At 62.4% G+C, this 17684-nt stretch carries 14 protein-coding genes and 1 pseudogene; 8 read left to right on the forward strand and 7 right to left on the reverse strand.

Annotated elements, in window-relative coordinates:
• Positions 1-182: 182 nt before the first annotated feature.
• Together PSEMAI1_RS0112005 and apaG are read right to left on the reverse strand one after the other, a co-directional pair.
• Positions 183-1976, reverse strand: a complete 1794-nt coding sequence (locus PSEMAI1_RS0112005; protein WP_024303114.1) for an ABC transporter ATP-binding protein/permease — start codon at positions 1974-1976, stop codon at positions 183-185.
• 179 nt (positions 1977-2155) lie between these two features.
• Entirely contained in the window at positions 2156-2536 is a 381-nt protein-coding gene (gene apaG, locus PSEMAI1_RS0112010; RefSeq protein ID WP_024303115.1) for a Co2+/Mg2+ efflux protein ApaG, read from the reverse strand.
• Positions 2537-2682: 146 nt separating this feature from the next.
• Between apaG and rpe the strand changes: the two genes are divergently transcribed.
• From rpe to trpE, 4 genes are all read left to right on the forward strand, one after another.
• A complete protein-coding gene (gene rpe, locus PSEMAI1_RS0112015; protein ID WP_024303116.1) occupies positions 2683-3363 on the forward strand; it encodes a ribulose-phosphate 3-epimerase in 681 nt (226 codons plus the stop codon).
• 2 nt (positions 3364-3365) lie between these two features.
• The gene (locus PSEMAI1_RS0112020) at positions 3366-4115 is read left to right on the forward strand and encodes an SDR family NAD(P)-dependent oxidoreductase (protein WP_024303117.1); all 750 of its coding nucleotides are present in this window, start codon (positions 3366-3368) and stop codon (positions 4113-4115) included.
• 90 nt (positions 4116-4205) lie between these two features.
• Positions 4206-4874: a phosphoglycolate phosphatase gene (locus PSEMAI1_RS0112025; RefSeq protein WP_024303118.1), complete on the forward strand. Its 669-nt coding sequence runs from the start codon at positions 4206-4208 to the stop codon at positions 4872-4874.
• Between the two features lie 132 nt (positions 4875-5006).
• A complete protein-coding gene (gene trpE / locus PSEMAI1_RS0112030; protein WP_024303119.1) occupies positions 5007-6470 on the forward strand; it encodes an anthranilate synthase component I in 1464 nt (487 codons plus the stop codon).
• 102 nt (positions 6471-6572) lie between these two features.
• Here trpE and PSEMAI1_RS0112035 read toward each other — a convergent pair whose 3' ends face one another.
• The 4 genes from PSEMAI1_RS0112035 to PSEMAI1_RS0112050 form a co-directional block, all read right to left on the reverse strand.
• Positions 6573-6776: a DUF2788 domain-containing protein gene (locus tag PSEMAI1_RS0112035; RefSeq protein ID WP_024303120.1), complete on the reverse strand. Its 204-nt coding sequence runs from the start codon at positions 6774-6776 to the stop codon at positions 6573-6575.
• A gap of 95 nt (positions 6777-6871) precedes the next feature.
• Positions 6872-8092, reverse strand: coding sequence for an argininosuccinate synthase (locus PSEMAI1_RS0112040; RefSeq protein WP_024303121.1), 1221 nt, complete (start codon positions 8090-8092; stop codon positions 6872-6874).
• A gap of 108 nt (positions 8093-8200) precedes the next feature.
• Positions 8201-9124 (reverse strand): ornithine carbamoyltransferase, encoded by a 924-nt coding sequence (gene argF, locus PSEMAI1_RS0112045; protein ID WP_024303122.1) that lies wholly within the window; start codon positions 9122-9124, stop codon positions 8201-8203.
• A gap of 182 nt (positions 9125-9306) precedes the next feature.
• Positions 9307-11265, reverse strand: coding sequence for an aminotransferase class I/II-fold pyridoxal phosphate-dependent enzyme (locus tag PSEMAI1_RS0112050; RefSeq protein ID WP_024303123.1), 1959 nt, complete (start codon positions 11263-11265; stop codon positions 9307-9309).
• Between the two features lie 147 nt (positions 11266-11412).
• Here PSEMAI1_RS0112050 and dinG point away from each other — a divergent pair, with 147 nt between their 5' ends.
• From dinG to map, 4 genes and pseudogenes are all read left to right on the forward strand, one after another.
• Complete coding sequence (dinG, locus tag PSEMAI1_RS0112055) at positions 11413-13539, forward strand: ATP-dependent DNA helicase DinG (protein ID WP_024303124.1); 2127 nt, start codon at positions 11413-11415, stop codon at positions 13537-13539.
• Between the two features lie 125 nt (positions 13540-13664).
• Positions 13665-13952 (forward strand): annotated as a pseudogene (locus PSEMAI1_RS0112060) (DUF3579 domain-containing protein); the annotation flags it as partial.
• Between the two features lie 658 nt (positions 13953-14610).
• Entirely contained in the window at positions 14611-15756 is a 1146-nt protein-coding gene (locus PSEMAI1_RS0112065; RefSeq protein ID WP_024303126.1) for a porin, read from the forward strand.
• Between the two features lie 105 nt (positions 15757-15861).
• Positions 15862-16659, forward strand: coding sequence for a type I methionyl aminopeptidase (map, locus tag PSEMAI1_RS0112070; protein ID WP_024303127.1), 798 nt, complete (start codon positions 15862-15864; stop codon positions 16657-16659).
• Positions 16660-16768: 109 nt separating this feature from the next.
• Here the strand turns inward: map and PSEMAI1_RS0112075 are convergent, their stop codons facing one another.
• Positions 16769-17668 (reverse strand): ATP-binding cassette domain-containing protein, encoded by a 900-nt coding sequence (locus tag PSEMAI1_RS0112075; RefSeq protein ID WP_024303128.1) that lies wholly within the window; start codon positions 17666-17668, stop codon positions 16769-16771.
• Between the last annotated feature and the right edge of the window lie 16 nt (positions 17669-17684).

Here is a 17684-nt window from a genome sequence, read left to right on the forward strand (position 1 = left end):
GACGAACGAAACGAAGTTCCTCCATGCCAACAACCCGGAGGTTCCAGCATATCGGCAACACACCCCGCGGCAACAATTCCAAGACCCCTGCCTGCGCTTTGACCCGGCGAAAACATGTGCGCGCCGTGCGCCAGTGACCCTATTACCAAGCAATAGCAATAAACCGACTACATAACGAAATATTATAGAGTTTCCGCCTCTCGCTCGCTCTCCTGCTGCAGCAGCCACATCTCGGCATAGCGGCCATTTTGCTCGATCAGCTGGCGGTGGCTGCCGCGCTCGATCACTCTGCCGCCATCCATCACCACGATCTCGTCGGCATCGACCACCGTCGACAAGCGGTGGGCGATGATCAGCGTGGTGCGGTTGGCCGAAATCTCGGCCAACTCGTGCTGGATCGCCTTCTCGGTACGCGAATCGAGCGCGCTGGTCGCCTCGTCGAACACCAGGATAGGCGGGTTCTTCAGGATGGTGCGGGCGATCGCCACGCGCTGCTTCTCGCCGCCGGACAGCTTCAGCCCGCGCTCGCCGACCAGGGTGTCGTAGCCGTCCGGCAGGCTCATCACGAAATCATGGATATGCGCCGACTTGGCCGCCTCGATGATCTCCTCGCGGCTGGCACCGGGCCGACCGTAGGCGATGTTGTAGTAGATGCTGTCATTGAACAGCACGGTATCCTGCGGCACGATGCCGATGTGCGCGCGCAGACTGTCCTGGGTCAGCTGGCGGATGTCGGTGCCATTGATGCTGATGCCGCCGGCGCTGACGTCGTAGAAGCGGAACAACAGCCGCGACAAGGTCGACTTACCTGCCCCGCTCGCCCCCACCACCGCCAGCGTGCGCCCTGGAGGGATGCTCAGGCTGACATCGTGCAGGATCTGGCGCTTGGCGTCGTAGCCGAAATCGACGTGGTCGAAACGCACCCCGGCGGCGCGCGTGGCCAGCACCTCGGCCCCAGCGCTGTCGGCCACCTCGGCATGCGTTTCGAGCAAACCGAACATGCGCTCCATATCGGCCAGCGAATGCTTGATCTCGCGATAGATGAAGCCGAGGAAATGCAACGGGGAATAGAGCTGGGTCAGGTAGGCCGACACCAACACCACGTCGCCGACGGTCATGCTGCGGTCCACCACCCCACGCGCCGCCAGCACCATGATCAGCGTCACGCCCAGCGCGATGATGGTGCCCTGGCCGGCGTTGAGGAAGGACAACGACACCTGGTTCTTGATGGCCGACTCCTCCCAGGCCGCAAGGTTCTGGTCGTAACGCGCCGACTCATAGGCCTCGTTATTGAAGTACTTGACCGTCTCGTAGTTGATCAGCGCGTCGATCGCCTTGGAATTGGCCTTGGAATCCAGCTCGTTCATGCTGCGGCGGAATACCGTGCGCCATTCGGTGACGACCAGCGTGAACACGATGTAGACCACGATGGTGCCCAGCGTAACTACGGCGAACCAGCCGTTATAGCGGTGCAGCAGGATGCCGGCCACCATCAGGATTTCCAGCAGCGTCGGCAGGATATTGAAAACGGTGAAATTGAGCAGGAAGCCGATGCCGCGGGTACCACGCTCGATATCCCGGCTCATGCCACCGGTCTGGCGATCGAGATGGAAGCGTAGCGACAGCTTGAAGAGGTGCTCGAACACCGAGCGCGCCACGGTGCGCACCGCGCCCTGGATCACCCGGGCGAAGATGGCGTCGCGCATCTCCCCTAGCAGGCTGGCCATCAGCCGTGCCAGGCCGTAGCCGATCAGCGCCGCCACCGGGATCGCCAGCAGCGTGGCCGGCACCGACAACTGGTCAACGATATCCTTCAGGTACAGCGGCACGCTGACGTTGGCCACCTTGGACAGCACCAGACAGGACAGCGCTACCAGCACCCGCCACTTGAAGGCCCACAGGTAGGGGAACAGGGTTTTCAGGGTCTTGAGATCGTTCCGGTTGGTGGGCGCCGGGCCGCTGTGGGTGAAACGCATGGTGGGTTTGCCTGTTTGCCTGGGTTGGCCGATGATGGACAGGTGGGGCCACCCCGCCACCCTTCAACCTCACCGGGGCACTGCCGATGTGGATATTGCTTGTGGAAGCCGCCCTCGCCCTCGGGCTGGCCGGCTTCATCGTCTGGTGGACCTGGCCCAGGCGCTAGGCCTCGACGGCGTCAATGCAGCACGCGCGGCGCCACCAGTTGGAACTCAGGGATCGTGGCCTCGAAGCGTTCGCCGTCCTCCGCCAGCATCTGGTAGCTGCCGTGCATGGAGCCGAACGGCGTGCCGATCTGCGACCAGCTGCTGTACTCGTAGCTCTGCCCCGGCTCCAGTCGCGGGTTCTCGCCCACCACCCCCATGCCGCGCACCTCCTGCACCTTGCCGTCGGCCTCGGTGATGAACCAGTGGCGGCTGATCAGCTGAGCGGTTTTGCTTCCGGTGTTGGTCAGTCTGATGCGATAGCTGAACACATACACATCCGCCGTCACGTTGGAACGCTCCTCCTCGTAGAACGCTTCGGCAGCCACTTCCACGCAGTATTCTTTGTTAGCCATTGTCAGAGTTGTCCGTTCAGGTGTGCCGGGACGGCACCAACTTTTCCATTCTAGCAGCAATCGCCTCCGGGACCGGCCGGCGAAAACATGACGCTGCCGGTCGATGGGGCTACAATTCGCTTTTCCGTCCAGCTTGCATTCATCCCATGCGCCCATACCGCATCGCCCCCAGCCTGCTTTCTGCCGATTTTTCCCGTCTCGGCGAAGAAGTCCGTGACGTCATCGCCGCCGGTGCCGACATCATCCACTTCGACGTCATGGACAACCATTACGTCCCCAACCTGACCGTCGGCCCGCTGGTCTGCGAAGCGATCCGCCCCCACACCAGCGCCCCGATCGACGTGCACCTGATGGTCACCCCGGTCGACGCCCTTGCCGCCAGCTTCGCCAAGGCCGGGGCCGACATCATCACCTTCCACCCGGAAGCGTCGCACCACATCGACCGCACTCTCGGCCTGATCAAGGATGCCGGCTGTAAAGCCGGCCTGGTGTTCAACCCGGCCACGCCGCTGTCCTTCCTCGATCACGTCATGGACAAGATCGACATGATCCTGCTGATGTCGGTTAACCCCGGCTTCGGCGGCCAGAAGTTCATCCCGCAGACGCTGAACAAGATCCGCGAGGCGCGACGTCGCATCGACGAATACACCGCCCAACACGGCGGCGAGATCTGGCTGGAAGTCGACGGTGGCGTCAAGATCGACAACATCGCCGAGATCGCCGCGGCCGGTGCCGACACCTTCGTGGCCGGCTCCGCCATCTACGGCACCGACGATTACAAGGCCACCATCGACGCCATGCGCGCCGAACTGGCCAAGGTAGGCTGACCATGCCAAGCGCCGCCATCGTCACCGGAGCTTCGCGCGGACTCGGCCTGGCCCTCTGCGCAGACCTGCTGGCACGCGGCTACGCCGTGGCGGCGCTGGCACGTACCCAGGGGGAAGGACTCCCCAAGCTGGCCGAGTCCCACCCTGGCCAGCTGCACTGGTTTTCCGCCGACCTGAGCGACCCGGCCCAACAGGACAGCGCCATCGAGCTCGCCCTGACCAGCCTCCCCCAGGGCGATCGCCTGCTGCTGATCAACAACGCCGGCGTAGTGTGGCCGGTGGCCCAGGCAGGCCACTACGACGACAATGCCCTGCGCCACGCCCTGAGCCTCAACCTGATGGCGCCGATGGTGCTGTGCAACCGCTTTCTCGCCGCCACCGGCGCCTGGAACGACCGGCGCATCCTCAACGTTTCCTCCGGCGCCGCGGTCAAGGCCTACGCCGGCTGGGGCGTGTATGGTAGCGGCAAGGCCGGGCTGGATCACTTCAGCCGCCACCTGGTGGTCGAGCAAGCCGCGTCGGCCAAGCCGGTGCGCGTCGCCGCGGTCTATCCCGGCGTGGTCGACACCGACATGCAGGCGGAAGTCCGGCACGCCGCGCCGGAACAGTTCCCCGACCTGCCACGCTTTCTCGCCCTCAAGCAGGAAGGCGCGCTGGACACTCCCGAAGCCGCTGCCGGCAAGCTGCTCGACTACCTGCTCAGCGATCGCTTCGGCGAACAAGCCGTGGTCGACATCCGCGCCCTACCCTAAGCCACGGCGCGGCCGCCACGCGGTCGTGTATACTGGCCGACATGCCATCGATCGCGCCGGCCCTCGCCGGCGCTCACTTTCACGTAGCCCATGACAGCAAAAAACATCAAAGCCGTGGCGTTCGACCTGGACGGCACCCTGGTCGACTCCATCCCCGATCTGGCCGCCGCCGCCAACGCCATGCGCGAACATCTGGGCCTGCCGGCCCTGGCCGAATTGCGCATCCAGCAGCACGTCGGCGACGGCATCGCCAGCCTGGTGCACCGCTCCATCACCGACGAGCGTGACGGGCAAGCCGATGCCGCGCTCTGGGAGCGCGGTTTCACCTTCTTCGTGCAGTACTACCGCCAACACCTCTGCGTCCACGGCCACGTCTATCCCGGCGTGGAGGATGCGCTCGGCCTGCTGCGCGCGCTGCAACTGCCGCAAGTCGTCATCACCAACAAGTCCGAACGGCTGGCCGTCCCGCTACTGGAACAGCTAGGCATGGCCTCTGCGTTCAGCATGGTGCTGGGTGGCGACAGTCTGCCGGAGAAAAAGCCCTCGGCCATGCCGCTCCTGCACGTATGCCAGACGCTGGGCATCCGCCCCAACGAGCTCGCCATGGTCGGCGACTCGCACAACGATGTGCTGGCGGCGCGCGCGGCCGGCAGCCTCGCTGTGGCGGTGAGCTACGGCTACGGCGAGGCCGACAGCCTCGAAGCCGACCACGTGGTGGACAGCCTTGTCGAACTCTACGATTTGTTTAAGAATACCTGACATTGTCTGACGCATTTCTGGATACCGTTCGCATCATGAAATTCCTGCCCAACCTGGCCAGCTGGCGATGGCAACCCTGAGCCGCACCCCTGTTTCCATCGTTTTCCGTTTCTGGTCATTTTGGGATAAAGCATGACGCACGACGAATTCAACCGCCTTGCCGCCGCCGGCTACAACCGCATTCCGGTCACCCTCGAACTGTTCGCCGACCTCGACACCCCGCTGTCGGTCTACCTGAAACTGGCCAACCAGCCCTATTCCTACCTGCTGGAGTCGGTGGTCGGCGGCGAACGCTTCGGCCGCTACTCCTTCATCGGCCTGCCTGCCACCACCCGGCTGCGCGTCAATGGCCACAAGGTGCAGGTCGAGTACGGCGACAAGGTCATCGAACAGCACGAAGGCGACCCGCTCGCCTTCATCGATGCCTTCCAGCAGCGCTTCCGCACCCCGCCGGTCGAGTCGCTGCCGCGCTTCACCGGCGGCCTGGTCGGCTATTTCGGTTACGACACCATCCGTTACATCGAGAAACGGCTCGCCGCCACGCAGAAGCCGGACCCGGTCGGCACCCCCGACATCCTGCTGATGCTGTCGGAAGAACTGGCCGTGGTCGACAATCTGTCCGGCAAGCTCTACCTGGTGGTGTACGCCGACCCGGCGGTGCCCAACGCCCTCATCAAGGCCCAGGCCCGCCTCGGCCAGCTGCGTGCCAAGCTGCGCGAACCGGTGGCCATCCCGCTGTCGCTGCCGAGCCAGCTGACCCAGGCGCGCTCCGAATACGGCCAGGAAGAGTTCAAGCATGCGGTCGAGCGCGCCAAGCAATACATCGTCGACGGCGACATCATGCAGGTGGTGCTGGCGCAGCGCCTGCAGATGCCCTACCACGATTCGCCGCTGACGCTGTACCGCGCCCTGCGCAGTCTGAACCCGTCGCCGTATATGTTCTTCTACCATTTCGACGACTTCCACGTGGTCGGCGCCTCGCCGGAAATCCTGGTCCGCCGCGAAACCGACACCGTCACGGTGCGGCCTATCGCCGGCACCCGCGTGCGCGGCAAGAACCGCGAGGAAGACGAACGCCTGGCCGAAGAACTGCTGGCCGACCCCAAGGAAATCGCCGAGCACGTGATGCTGATGGACCTCGGCCGCAACGATATCGGCCGCGTCGCCGACACCGGCAGCGTCCACGTCACCGACAACATGGTGATCGAACGCTACTCGCACGTGATGCACATCGTCTCCAGCGTGGAAGGCCACGTGGCGCCCAAGGTGTCCAACATCGACATCCTCAAGGCCACCTTCCCGGCCGGCACGCTGTCCGGCGCGCCGAAGGTACGTGCCATGGAAATCATCGACGAATTCGAGCCGACCAAGCGCGGCGTCTACGGCGGCGCCGTCGGCTACCTCGGCTTCTCCGGCGACATGGACCTCGCCATTGCCATCCGTACCGCCGTGGTCAAGAACAACATGCTCTACGTGCAATCCGGCGCCGGCATCGTCGCCGACTCGGTGCCCGAATCGGAATGGCAGGAAACCCAGAACAAGGCGCGCGCGGTGATCCGCGCCGCCGAGCTGGCGCAAAGCGGCCTGGACGCCTGATAGCCCCCCCCAGAAGCGGATACGACAACGCCGAGCGCTTCGAACGCTCGGCGTTTTTACTTGCCGGCCTGACAATCACATTCTGTCAGTCAGGCAGCAGCACTACTTCAGAACGAAGAACTCCACCAAAACGTTCTTGAAGATGAAGCCACCGACCCCCAGCCCCAGCACTAGGAACAGCACGGCCGTACCGAACTTGCCGGCACCGGACTTCTTGCCCAGATCCCAGATGATGAAGCCGATAAACACAATCAGACCGGTCAGACACACGGCCAGCGAGATATTGGTGAACTGCTCTTCGCTCATTGCAAGTCCCTGATTTGTTTAGCCCCGCCATTATACGGAGCCCATAAAAAAACCGCACCACCCGTGGTGCGGTTTTTTCTATCGGCACGCCGGTCTTACTTGTTGTACAGCTTGGCGGCAATACGCATGCGCAGCGAGTTCAGGCGAATGAAGCCAGCCGCGTCGGCATGGTTGTAAGCGCCGTAATCCTCGTCGAAGGTGGCGATGTTCGGATCGAACAGCGAATCGGTCTTCGAGTCGCGGCCCACCACGATCACGTTGCCCTTGTACAGCTTCAGGCGCACCCAGCCGTTCACGGTAGCTTGCGACGCGTCGATCATGCTCTGCATCATCTTGCGCTCCGGGCTCCACCAGTAGCCGTTGTAGATCAGGCTGGCGTACTTGGCGATCAGCTCGTCCTTGAGGTGAGCCACTTCGCGGTCCAGCGTGATCGATTCGATGGCGCGGTGCGCCTTCATCATGATGGTACCGCCCGGGGTTTCGTAGCAGCCGCGCGACTTCATGCCGACGTAGCGGTTTTCCACGATGTCCAGACGACCGATACCGTGCTTGCCGCCGAGACGGTTCAGCTCGGTCAGCACCTGGGCCGGGCTCAGCGCCACGCCGTTGATGGCAACGATGTCACCGTTCTTGTATTCCAGTTCCACGTATTCGGCTTGGTCCGGAGCATTCTCCGGCGACACGGTCCACAGCCACATATCCTCTTCCGGCTCGGCGGCCGGGTTTTCCAGCACGGTGCCTTCGTAGGAGATGTGCAGCAGGTTGGCGTCCATCGAGTACGGGCTACCGCCGCTCTTCTTCTTGGTGATGTCGATGCCGTTCTTTTCGGCATAGGCCAAGAGCTTTTCACGCGACAACAGATCCCACTCGCGCCACGGGGCGATCACTTTGACGTCCGGTTTCAGAGCGTAGTAGCCCAGTTCGAAACGCACCTGGTCGTTGCCCTTGCCGGTGGCGCCGTGCGATACCGCGTCGGCTCCGGTCTGATTGGCGATCTCGATCTGACGCTTGGCGATCAGCGGGCGGGCAATCGAGGTGCCCAGCAGGTACTCGCCTTCGTAGATGGCGTTGGCGCGGAACATCGGGAACACGAAATCGCGCACGAACTCTTCGCGCAGGTCATCGATGAAGATGTTTTCCGGCTTGATGCCCAGCGCCAAGGCCTTCTTGCGCGCCGGTTCGACTTCCTCGCCCTGGCCGATGTCGGCGGTGAAGGTCACCACTTCACACTGGTAGGTGTCTTGCAACCACTTGAGGATGACGGAAGTATCCAGGCCGCCCGAATAGGCCAGCACTACTTTTTTAATGTCAGACATGACGTTTTCTTTCGGCGATATGTTCAGGGTTCCATTGCAGGAATGCAGAGCCACTCAGCAAGCGAGCCCGCCCCAACGAGCACAACCCGCCCAAGCCAACCAGGCTCTTTAGTCGTCGACACGACCCAGCAACAGATATTCTATTAGGGCTTTTTGCCCGTGCATACGGTTTTCCGCTTCGTCCCACACCACGCTCTGCGGGCCGTCGATCACTTCGGCCGCCACTTCCTCGCCACGGTGCGCCGGCAGACAGTGCATGAACAGCGCATCCGGCTTGGCATGCTTCATCAGATCGGCGGTGATCTGGTAGTCACGGAAAGCCTCCATGCGCGCCACCGACTCGGCCTCGAAGCCCATGCTGGTGAACACGTCGGTGGTCACCAGATCGGCACCGGCCACGGCGTGCTCGGCGCTATGACCGGGCTCGAAGTGCTCCGGACCGTAATGCTGGCCATCCAGGGCCTTCAGCTCGTAGCCCACCGGCGTTGCCACCTTGAGCTTGAAATCGAGCAGCTTGGCGGCCTGCAGCCAGGTACGGCACATATTGTTGCCGTCACCGACCCAGGCCACCGTCTTGCCCTGGATCGGACCGCGATGCTCGATGAAGGTCAGGATGTCGGCCAGTATCTGACAGGGGTGGTATTCGTTGGTCAGACCGTTGATCACCGGCACGCGCGAGTTGGCCGCCAGACGTTCGACGTTGGACTGCTCGTAGGTGCGGATCATGATGATGTCGCTCATGCGCGACAGCACCCGTGCCGTATCCTCGATCGGCTCGCCGCGGCCCAGCTGCGAGGTATTGGCGTCGAGGAACATGGCATGGCCGCCCAACTGGGACATGCCCGCCTCGAATGACACCCGGGTGCGGGTGGAGTTCTTTTCGAACACCATCGACATCACCTTGCCCACCAGCGGACGATACAGCTCTCCGGAGCCATGTCGTCGCTTCAGTACCTGGGCACGCTGGAAGAGGTATTGGTAGTCATCGCGGTTCAGGTCACTGAATTGCAGGTAATGTCTTACTTGCGTCATGGTCACAATCCAAAATAAATGGCCGCCGGGCCCGGAAGTCTTGCGCGGCGGCACGTACTACACGCTGGTCTCGAAAGCTGATGGAACGTCAGGATGTCGCAACAGGCGGCCAACGTGCCAAAAAATTTACACAAATGCGACAAACCTTATATTTATCGGAAATCCGCCGGACTGGCAAGCAATCAGCTGAACAATATTCTGCTCGGCAATTGCAAAAGCTCTGCCGAACTCAGCACGCGCACCACGTAATCACCACCATCTCCTGCCAACCCATGCATTTCTATGGTCTTTTGTGCCTTTTGCAGGCGAGCCAGGTAGGACAGGATGCTCTCGTCGACCACCTGCCCTGGCACCAGCACCGGAATCCCCGGCGGATACGGCACGACCTGGTCGCAGCTCACCCGCCCCACCAGTTCGGCATTCGGACGCCCCTCGTCGTCGAACAACGGGAGGCGCTCCCCGGCTTCGTAGAAGGCATCGCGCGGCAGACAAGCCAGCCGGGTGAAGTGCGGGACCTCCGGCATGCGCCGCGGCACGCGGAGCGGCCGTTTCTCCTTGGAGAGCCGCAGCATGGCGTCGTGCAGCCTTGACACCTTGCTGCGCGTAGTGCCTATGGTCAGCAACAGTGTGAGGGTGTTGAACGTCGATTTTTCGACCTGGATGTTGTAGCGCTCGAACAAAGCCTGCCGCAGTTCGTCGGCGCTGAATCCCGAGCCGGAGATGTCGACCGTCAGCTTGGTTGGATCGAGCCGGATGCCATCCTCCCGCACTTCTTCCGGCAGCAGATCGTCCAGCTCCAGCACGCGAAACGCCCCGGTGGAATTGATCTTCTGCCGCAACTCCCGGGCCAGATGGAGGGTGCGATCGAGCAATCGGTAGCCCTCCATCACCGCCTGTTTGCGCGCCACGTCGAGGCTGGCAATCAGGTTGTACTGCGGGCTGGTCGAAGCGTGCATGTTGAAGGTCTCGCGAAACAGGTGTTCGTCGAATGCCGGGTCGTTGACGTGGATCATGCCGGCCTGGGAGAACGCCGACAGCACCTTGTGGGTGCTTTGCGTGACATAGTCCGCCCCCGCTTCCAGCGCGGTTGGCCGAAGCTCCGGGTGGAAGCGCGCGAAGCCATACCAGGCCTCGTCCACGATGACCTTGATGCCCTGCTCGTGGGCGGCCCGGATGACCGGTTCGAGATCGTAGCGCAGCCCGTCATAGGTGCAGGAGGTCAGGATCAACACGCGCGCGTCGGGATGAGCCTCGATGGCGGCGAACAGCGTGGCCTTGGGAACCGGCCCGAAGATGCCGTATTGCCGGTTGACGGAGGAATCGAGGTACACCGGCCGGGCGCCGGACAGGATCACGCCATGATGCACCGATTTATGGCAATTGCGATCCAGCAGCAGCTTGTCGCCCGGCGTCAGCAGCGTCTGGAAGATGACCTTGTTGGAGGTCGAGGTGCCGTTGGTGGCGAAATAGGTCTTATGCGCACCGAACGCCTTGGCGGCCAGCGCCTGGGCTTCGGCGATCACCCCGGTCGGGTGCAATAGCGAATCGAGCATCGGCACCGACACCGATAGATCGGCCCGCAGCATGTTCTCGCCGACGAAATCGTAGAAGTCGCCGACCCACGGGCTGCCTTTCAACGAATCGCCTCCGGAATGCCCCGGCGTGTGCCAGGAATCCTTGGCCATGCGCACGTACTGCCGGAGCCGATCGTAGAACGGCGTGGCCGATTTTTCGACCAGCTCGGCCACCAGGATGCGGAACCAGCCACTGAAATCCGGCTCGTCGCGGTAGAAATAACCGTCCACGGCATGGCTGGCCATCTCCTCGACCAGCAGCTTCTGATCGTCGTCCACCAGCAGGATGTAGAGGGACAGCTCGGGGCGAAAGGCGTTGATCCGGTTGGCCAGCTGCACCGCCGGCTGGGCGAGCGCTTTCTCGCGCAGCAGCTTGTCGATCAGGACGATCTGGATGTCCCCATCGGCGGCCACCCTCTCCATGGCCTCGCCCACCTGGGCCACCCCGAGAAAGGTCAGGCCAAAGGGATTTTCCAGCTGCACAGCCACCGCACCCAGCCCGGCCAGCACCTCGGCCTGCCAGGGGGCATCGTCACTGACCACCAATACTCGGCTCACGGGTGTCATTTGCCCTCCCTCCCGACTCAGCGCAATGACGCTGCTTCCTGTCAGTACGACATTCCGTTCGGAAGCTAGTTTTTCCCATCCTAGTCCGCGGACGACGGAGCGTCACTGATGCGGGCGCACAATTCCCCCTTCGGGTAGAATCCCCCCATGCTGACCGATGCCGAAAAAGACGCCATTCGCGATCACTATCGCGCCATTGCCGACAACCTGCCAGGCTTTCGCCCGCGCAATGCCCAGCGCCGCATGCTGGCGGAAATCGCCAACGCTTTCTCGCGCAGCAAGCCCAAGGAGGGCGATGAACTGCCCGAGCGCGAAGGGGAAAGCATCATCGTGGTCGAAGGGCCGACCGGCGTCGGCAAGAGCCTCGCCTACCTGTTGGCAGGCGGCGTCATGGCGCGCGCGCGCGGCAAGAAGCTGGTAGTCACCAGCGCCACCGTGGCACTGCAGGAACAACTGGTCAACCGCGACCTGCCCTTCGTGGTAGACAACAGCGGGCTGCCGCTCACCTTCGCCCTGGCCAAGGGACGCGGTCGCTACCTCTGCCCCTACCGTCTCTACCAGCTGACCGCCGACTCGGCCCAGGGCCAGTTGCTGGCGCCGGAACCGGAAATGGCACTGTGGGACCGCAAGCCGCAGGCCGAGGAAATCGAAACGCTGCGCCAGATGGCCGACGCCTTCCATTACCGGAATTGGAACGGCGACCGCGACACCTGGCAGGAGGTCATCGAGGATGGCCTGTGGAGCCGCGTCACCAACGACCGCCACAGCTGCCTGAAAGCCGCCTGTCCCAACCGTCCCGAATGCCCATTCTACCTCGCCCGCGAAACGCTGGAGACGGTCGACGTCGTAGTCGCCAACCACGACCTGATGCTGGCCGACGTCGCCATGGGTGGCGGCGTCATCCTGCCGGCTCCGGACGACAGTTTCTACTGCATCGATGAGGCGCACCACTTGGCCAAGAAGGCGGTCAACCAGTTCTCTGCCGAACACTCTCTGGCACAAGCGATGTTCTGGCTGGAAAAGGTCGCCGCCGTCGCTACCCGCGTCGACAGCCTGACCAACAAGAGCGAGCTGGCCGGCCAGGCCATCGAGGCCGCCGGCGCCTGCATGGAAACACTGACCGAGTGGCTGTGGCTGCTGGAAGGCGAAGAAGCGCTGGCCGCCACCAGCGACAACCTGGAGCCGACCTGGCTGATCGACGACGGCATCCTGCCCGAGCGTTTCGCCATTCCGGCGGCCAACCTCGCGATGTCGGCGCGCATGGTCTACAAGCACCTAACCTCGATGAACGACGCCTTGACCGACGTGCGCAAGGACAAGGGCAGCGAGGCCGCGCTGGTCGACAAGCTCGGCAGCGACCTGGGCTTCTTGATCGGCCGCGCGGAACAGTTGATGGCGGTGTGGGATCTGTTCGAGAAGACCTCCGACGAGAACGCGCCCCCCATCGCCAAATGGATCACCCGCCGCACCGAAGGCAAGGGCGACTACCTGTTCAGCGCCTCGCCGGTCAGCGCCGCCGCCAGCCTGGCCGGCACGCTGTGGCGCCGCGCGGCCGGCGCCCTGTTGACCTCGGCCACGCTACGCTCGCTGGGCGAATTCGACCTGCTGCTGTCGCAGACCGGCCTCAAGTGGCTGCCTGAGGTCAGCTGCGTGGCCCTCGATTCGCCATTCAGTTTCCAGGAGCAGGGTGAGCTGTACCTGCCGCCGCTGATGGCCTCGCCCAAGGATCCGGCCGCGCATACGCGGGAAATCGTCGAGTGGCTGCCTCGTCTGATCGACCTTGCCGAGCCGCTCGGCTCGCTGGTGCTGTTCTCCTCACGCAAGCAGATGCAGGAGGTGGCCGCCGCGGTGCCGGCCGCGCTGCGCGAGCGCCTGCTGATCCAGGGAGAACTCCCCAAGAGCCGCCTGCTGGAACAGCACCACGCGCGGCTCAAGCAGGGCGAAGCCAGCGTGATCTTCGGCCTCGACTCGTTCTCGGAAGGGCTGGATCTGCCCGGCGAGAGCTGCGTGCACGTGATCATCGCCAAGCTGCCGTTCGCCATGCCGGACGACCCGGTCGGCCGCACCCTGTCGCGCTGGATCGAGAAGCGCGGCGGCAACCCGTTCATCGAGATCACCGTGCCGGAAGCCTCGATCAAGTTGATCCAGGCGGTTGGACGCCTGATCCGTACCGAACAAGACTACGGGCGGGTCACCATCCTGGACAACCGGCTGCTGCGCCAAAGCTACGGCAAGAAACTGCTGGCCTCATTGCCACCGTTCAAGCGCATCTAGTTTTCAGGTAGAATACGGGCTAACCCTCGAGTGCACACCTCTTGGCGAATGGGTAAAACACCAATATCACCTTCGACCAGGATTCGAGAGACTACACAGAACAAGTACACCTCCGGTCCATCACTATGATCTGTAATCCATATGAAATCGTCATTCAGGGTCTCACCTCTGAAGGACGTACGTTCCGCCCGAGCGACTGGGCCGAACGCCTCTCCGGCATCCTGGCCTCCTTTGGCGAAAATCAGAAACTGTCCTACCACGCTTATGTACGTCCGATGATGCTGGAAGGCGTGCGCTGCGTGGCAGTGGACAAGAAACTGGAGAAAGTCGACCCCGCCGTCTTCCAGTTCCTGCTCGATTTCGCCAAAGACAACGATTTGCGCGTCGTCGATTGCCGCACGCTGATTGACGAGGTTTACCCCAACAAATTCCTTGCCTGACCCCATTCTTATCCGACCGTTCAGGTCATCACCAAATTAAAACCGGCCAAAATCAGCTTCGCGCACTTCAAATGTCCAGAAGCTGTTTTTGGGCCTTTATCCTGGCGACGTCAGACTCCCCGCTCCATCCTGGCTTCTGCCTAGCACGCAAGAACCAACGCCCCCCTAGCTATCGATCATCAGCCCCCATCTAGCCGATTCAACAGCGCAAAAGCGACACTATTCCGCAACAAACCGACAAAAAAGCAACACAAAACCCCCTCTCTGCCACAAGCCAGTAACAATTTAGCTACACACTATTCCCACACTGTGCACTCTAGACCACAATTAAAAGAAATTGCCATTGGCATTTTTTACCCTAAAAAAGCTGCATACATAGCATAAGATAGAATTTAACCATGAGACATGCCAAGCACGTCTCCATGCTCTAAGGGCCCATCTCGTCAACTGGGGTTTTGCCTTATGCAGATTAGAGACACAGCCGAGGCATTGTTTGCTACAAATAGACGGCAGTGAAAAACATATGAGTTTTCCTTGTTTTTCGGCACGAAGGGGCCATTGTCATAATAATAACGCTGATTGATTTACATAACTTCCACCAGCAGTACCCATAAGTGAGGTCGTCTATAAAATGAAGCAACCGTTTGCCAAAAAACAAATCCTGATCGCCGCTGTCGTCGCTGGCGCCTTTGCTACCCCGGCCATGGCCGACGCCACCATCTACGGCTTCGTCAGTGCCGGCGTCGAGTCCGCTAAGGCTACCGGCAGCGGCACCAGCGAATACAAGTCTCGGAGTCGCGTCACCGACCAGAACTCCCGCATCGGCTTCAAGGGCAACGAAGACCTAGGCAACGGACTGAAAGCCATCTGGCAAGTCGAACAGAGCCTGCGCAACTTCGAGCAGAAAGGCACCAACGACAAGGGCGAAACGGCCACGTTTGCTACTCGCAACAGCTTCCTGGGTGTAGAGAGCGCCGACTTCGGCAAGGTCCTGCTGGGCTACTACGATACCGCGTACAAGAGCCTGACCGATGTCGGCCTCAACGCCGGTTCGAACACCACCGCCGACAACGCCGGCAGCAGCTCTATCTACAGCCGCGGCGAAAGCCGCCTGGCGAACTCGGTTCACTATTTCACGCCGAGCTTTGCCGGCTTCAAGGCTGGCGTTTCCTACGGTGTTGACGAAGCCCGCACGGAAAACAGCTCCGGCCGCACCAATACCCAGCGCCTGTCCGTTGCCGGCAACTACACGCTGGGCACCCTGCAAGTGGGCGCCGGCTGGGAACGCCAGTACGACAAGGGCGACTACAAAGGAGCCACCACCTCCAAGGGTGACGATACCGACTTCTACAAACTGGCCGCCAGCTACAAGTTCCCGACCGGCACGCTCATCGGCGCCGGCTACGAGTGGGGCCGCTTTGACTCGACCACCGGCGGCAGCACCCTGAAACAGAACGACTGGACCGTCATGGTCAGCCAGGAGTTTGGCGCCGCCGCCGTCAAGCTGTCGTACAGCGAACTGGGCGGCCTGAAGAACGCCGCGTCCGGCGCTGAAGACGACTACAAGGCCAAGCAGTGGGTGCTGGCAGGCACGTACGATCTGTCGAAGCGTACCCAGCTCTACGCCTATGCCACCAAGATCGACAACAACAAGTCGCAGAACGTGAACTTCGGCATCAACCCGGTCTATGACTCCGGCCTGGGCACGTCCAGCGCCGCGTTGACCAAGGGCAACGATCCGCAAGCCTTCGGTATCGGCATGAAGCACACCTTCTAAACACTGCCGATTTTCTTGCGAGTCAGTTTTTTACGGGCGCCGAGGGTGCCCGTTTTTTATGGTATTTGCTACTATTAGCGTTTGAATCCATCACCCAGCAGAAGCATGTCCATTACGCTCAAGTCTCCGGAAGACATCGAAAAAATGCGCATCGCCGGCCGCCTGGCCTCCGAGGTGCTCGACTACATCACCCCTTACGTCAAACCCGGCGTGACCACCGAAGAGCTGGACAGGCTCTGCCATGACTACATGGTCAACGTGCAAGGCACCATCCCGGCGCCGCTGAACTACGCGCCGGACGGCCACAACCCCTACCCCAAGTCGGTGTGCACCTCGGTCAACCACGTCATCTGTCACGGTATTCCCAACGACAAGCCGCTCAAGAACGGCGACATGCTGAACATCGACGTCACCGTGATCAAGGACGGCTACCACGGCGATACCAGCCGCATGTTCTACGTCGGCGAAGTCAGCCCGCACGCGCGCCGCCTCGCCAAGATCACCTATGAGTGCATGTGGCTCGGCATTGAGAAGGTCAAGCCGGGCGCCAAGCTGGGCGACATCGGCTACGCCATCCAGCGCCATGCCGAAGCCGCCGGCTACAGCGTGGTTCAGGAATTCTGCGGCCACGGCATCGGCAAGAAATTCCACGAAGAACCGCAGGTGCTGCACTACGGCCGCCCCGGCACCGGCCTGGAGCTGAAGGCCGGCATGATCTTCACCATCGAGCCGATGATCAACCAGGGCAAACGCCACTTGCGCCTCTTGGGCGACGGCTGGACAGTGGTGACCAAGGACCGCAGCCTGTCCGCCCAGTGGGAGCACACCGTACTGGTCACCGAGACCGGCTATGAGATCCTCACCCAGTCCGAAGGCACGCCGCCCAAGCCGGTGTTCAAGTAAGCGCGGCCACTACTCGCCGGCAATCCCACAAATAAAAAAACCGCCACAGTCACACCGTGGCGGTTTTTTCTTGGCCCACCACATCCCTGCCCTGCCGACCAGGCCGCGCTCAGTCGCGCAACTCACGTCCGGTCAGCCTCAGGAACACGTCCTCCAGATTGGCCGGACGAAGCACGTAGCGCAGACCGCTCTCGCCCAGCGCCGCCAGCAAGCCTTCCATGCCCTGGCCGTAGAAGAAGGCGGTTTCGCCACTGAGTTCCAGGCGCACGCCGTCGGCCGATGTCCGTTTGGCCCAGTCGATGGCGCCGTCGCCGAACACCTCGACCACGTCGGCCTCGATCAGCGACTGGATCAGCTCGCGCGGCGAGCCTTCCGCCATCAGCCGGCCGTGGTCCATCACCGCCAGCCGCGTCGCCAGCCGTTCGGCCTCTTCCATGAAATGGGTGGTCAGCACCAGTGTCTTGCCCTCCCGCGTCAACTGGCGCAGCCGCTCCCAGATCAAGTGGCGGGCCTGGGGATCGAGGCCCGTGGTCGGCTCATCAAGAAAGACGATGTCAGGGTCGTTGACCAGCGCCCGCGCCAGTGTCAGGCGGCGCTTCATCCCGCCGGACAACTCGCCCACCTTGGCCTCGGCGCGGCCGGCGAGACCGGCAAAGTCGAGCAAATAGGGTACGCGCTCGCTCAGATCGGCTGGACGCAGGCCGAAGTAGCGCCCCCAGACCAGCAGGTTCTCGGCCACGGTGAAGTCAGGGTCGAGATTGTCGAACTGGGGCACCACGCCGACCCGGCGACGGGCTTCGCGGGCGCGCGCCGGAATCGGTTCACCGCACAGCGTGATCTCGCCAGCATCCGGCAGCACGAGGCCGAGCGCCAGTTTCATCGTGGTGGTCTTGCCGGCGCCGTTGGGCCCGAGCAGGCCGTAGCACTCACCGCGCCGCACTTCGAAGCTGATGCCGTCCACGGCGTTGTGCTCGCCGTAACGCTTGACCAGTCCCCTCACCCTGAGCATGTCATCCCCTCGTTGC

It is taken from the genome of Pseudogulbenkiania sp. MAI-1, from assembly GCF_000527175.1.
In the GTDB taxonomy this organism is placed as follows: Bacteria; Pseudomonadota; Gammaproteobacteria; order Burkholderiales; family Chromobacteriaceae; genus Pseudogulbenkiania.

What these genes read in the sequence shown, in the direction of transcription:
- PSEMAI1_RS0112005 (WP_024303114.1), bottom strand. Translation starts at nt 1,976, where the DNA reads ATGCGTTTCACCCACAGCGGCCCGGCGCCCACCAACCGGAACGATCTC.
- apaG (WP_024303115.1), bottom strand. Translation starts at nt 2,536, where the DNA reads ATGGCTAACAAAGAATACTGCGTGGAAGTGGCTGCCGAAGCGTTCTAC.
- rpe (WP_024303116.1), top strand. Translation starts at nt 2,683, where the DNA reads ATGCGCCCATACCGCATCGCCCCCAGCCTGCTTTCTGCCGATTTTTCC.
- PSEMAI1_RS0112020 (WP_024303117.1), top strand. Translation starts at nt 3,366, where the DNA reads ATGCCAAGCGCCGCCATCGTCACCGGAGCTTCGCGCGGACTCGGCCTG.
- PSEMAI1_RS0112025 (WP_024303118.1), top strand. Translation starts at nt 4,206, where the DNA reads ATGACAGCAAAAAACATCAAAGCCGTGGCGTTCGACCTGGACGGCACC.
- trpE (WP_024303119.1), top strand. Translation starts at nt 5,007, where the DNA reads ATGACGCACGACGAATTCAACCGCCTTGCCGCCGCCGGCTACAACCGC.
- PSEMAI1_RS0112035 (WP_024303120.1), bottom strand. Translation starts at nt 6,776, where the DNA reads ATGAGCGAAGAGCAGTTCACCAATATCTCGCTGGCCGTGTGTCTGACC.
- PSEMAI1_RS0112040 (WP_024303121.1), bottom strand. Translation starts at nt 8,092, where the DNA reads ATGTCTGACATTAAAAAAGTAGTGCTGGCCTATTCGGGCGGCCTGGAT.
- argF (WP_024303122.1), bottom strand. Translation starts at nt 9,124, where the DNA reads ATGACGCAAGTAAGACATTACCTGCAATTCAGTGACCTGAACCGCGAT.
- PSEMAI1_RS0112050 (WP_024303123.1), bottom strand. Translation starts at nt 11,265, where the DNA reads ATGACACCCGTGAGCCGAGTATTGGTGGTCAGTGACGATGCCCCCTGG.
- dinG (WP_024303124.1), top strand. Translation starts at nt 11,413, where the DNA reads ATGCTGACCGATGCCGAAAAAGACGCCATTCGCGATCACTATCGCGCC.
- PSEMAI1_RS0112065 (WP_024303126.1), top strand. Translation starts at nt 14,611, where the DNA reads ATGAAGCAACCGTTTGCCAAAAAACAAATCCTGATCGCCGCTGTCGTC.
- map (WP_024303127.1), top strand. Translation starts at nt 15,862, where the DNA reads ATGTCCATTACGCTCAAGTCTCCGGAAGACATCGAAAAAATGCGCATC.
- PSEMAI1_RS0112075 (WP_024303128.1), bottom strand. Translation starts at nt 17,668, where the DNA reads ATGCTCAGGGTGAGGGGACTGGTCAAGCGTTACGGCGAGCACAACGCC.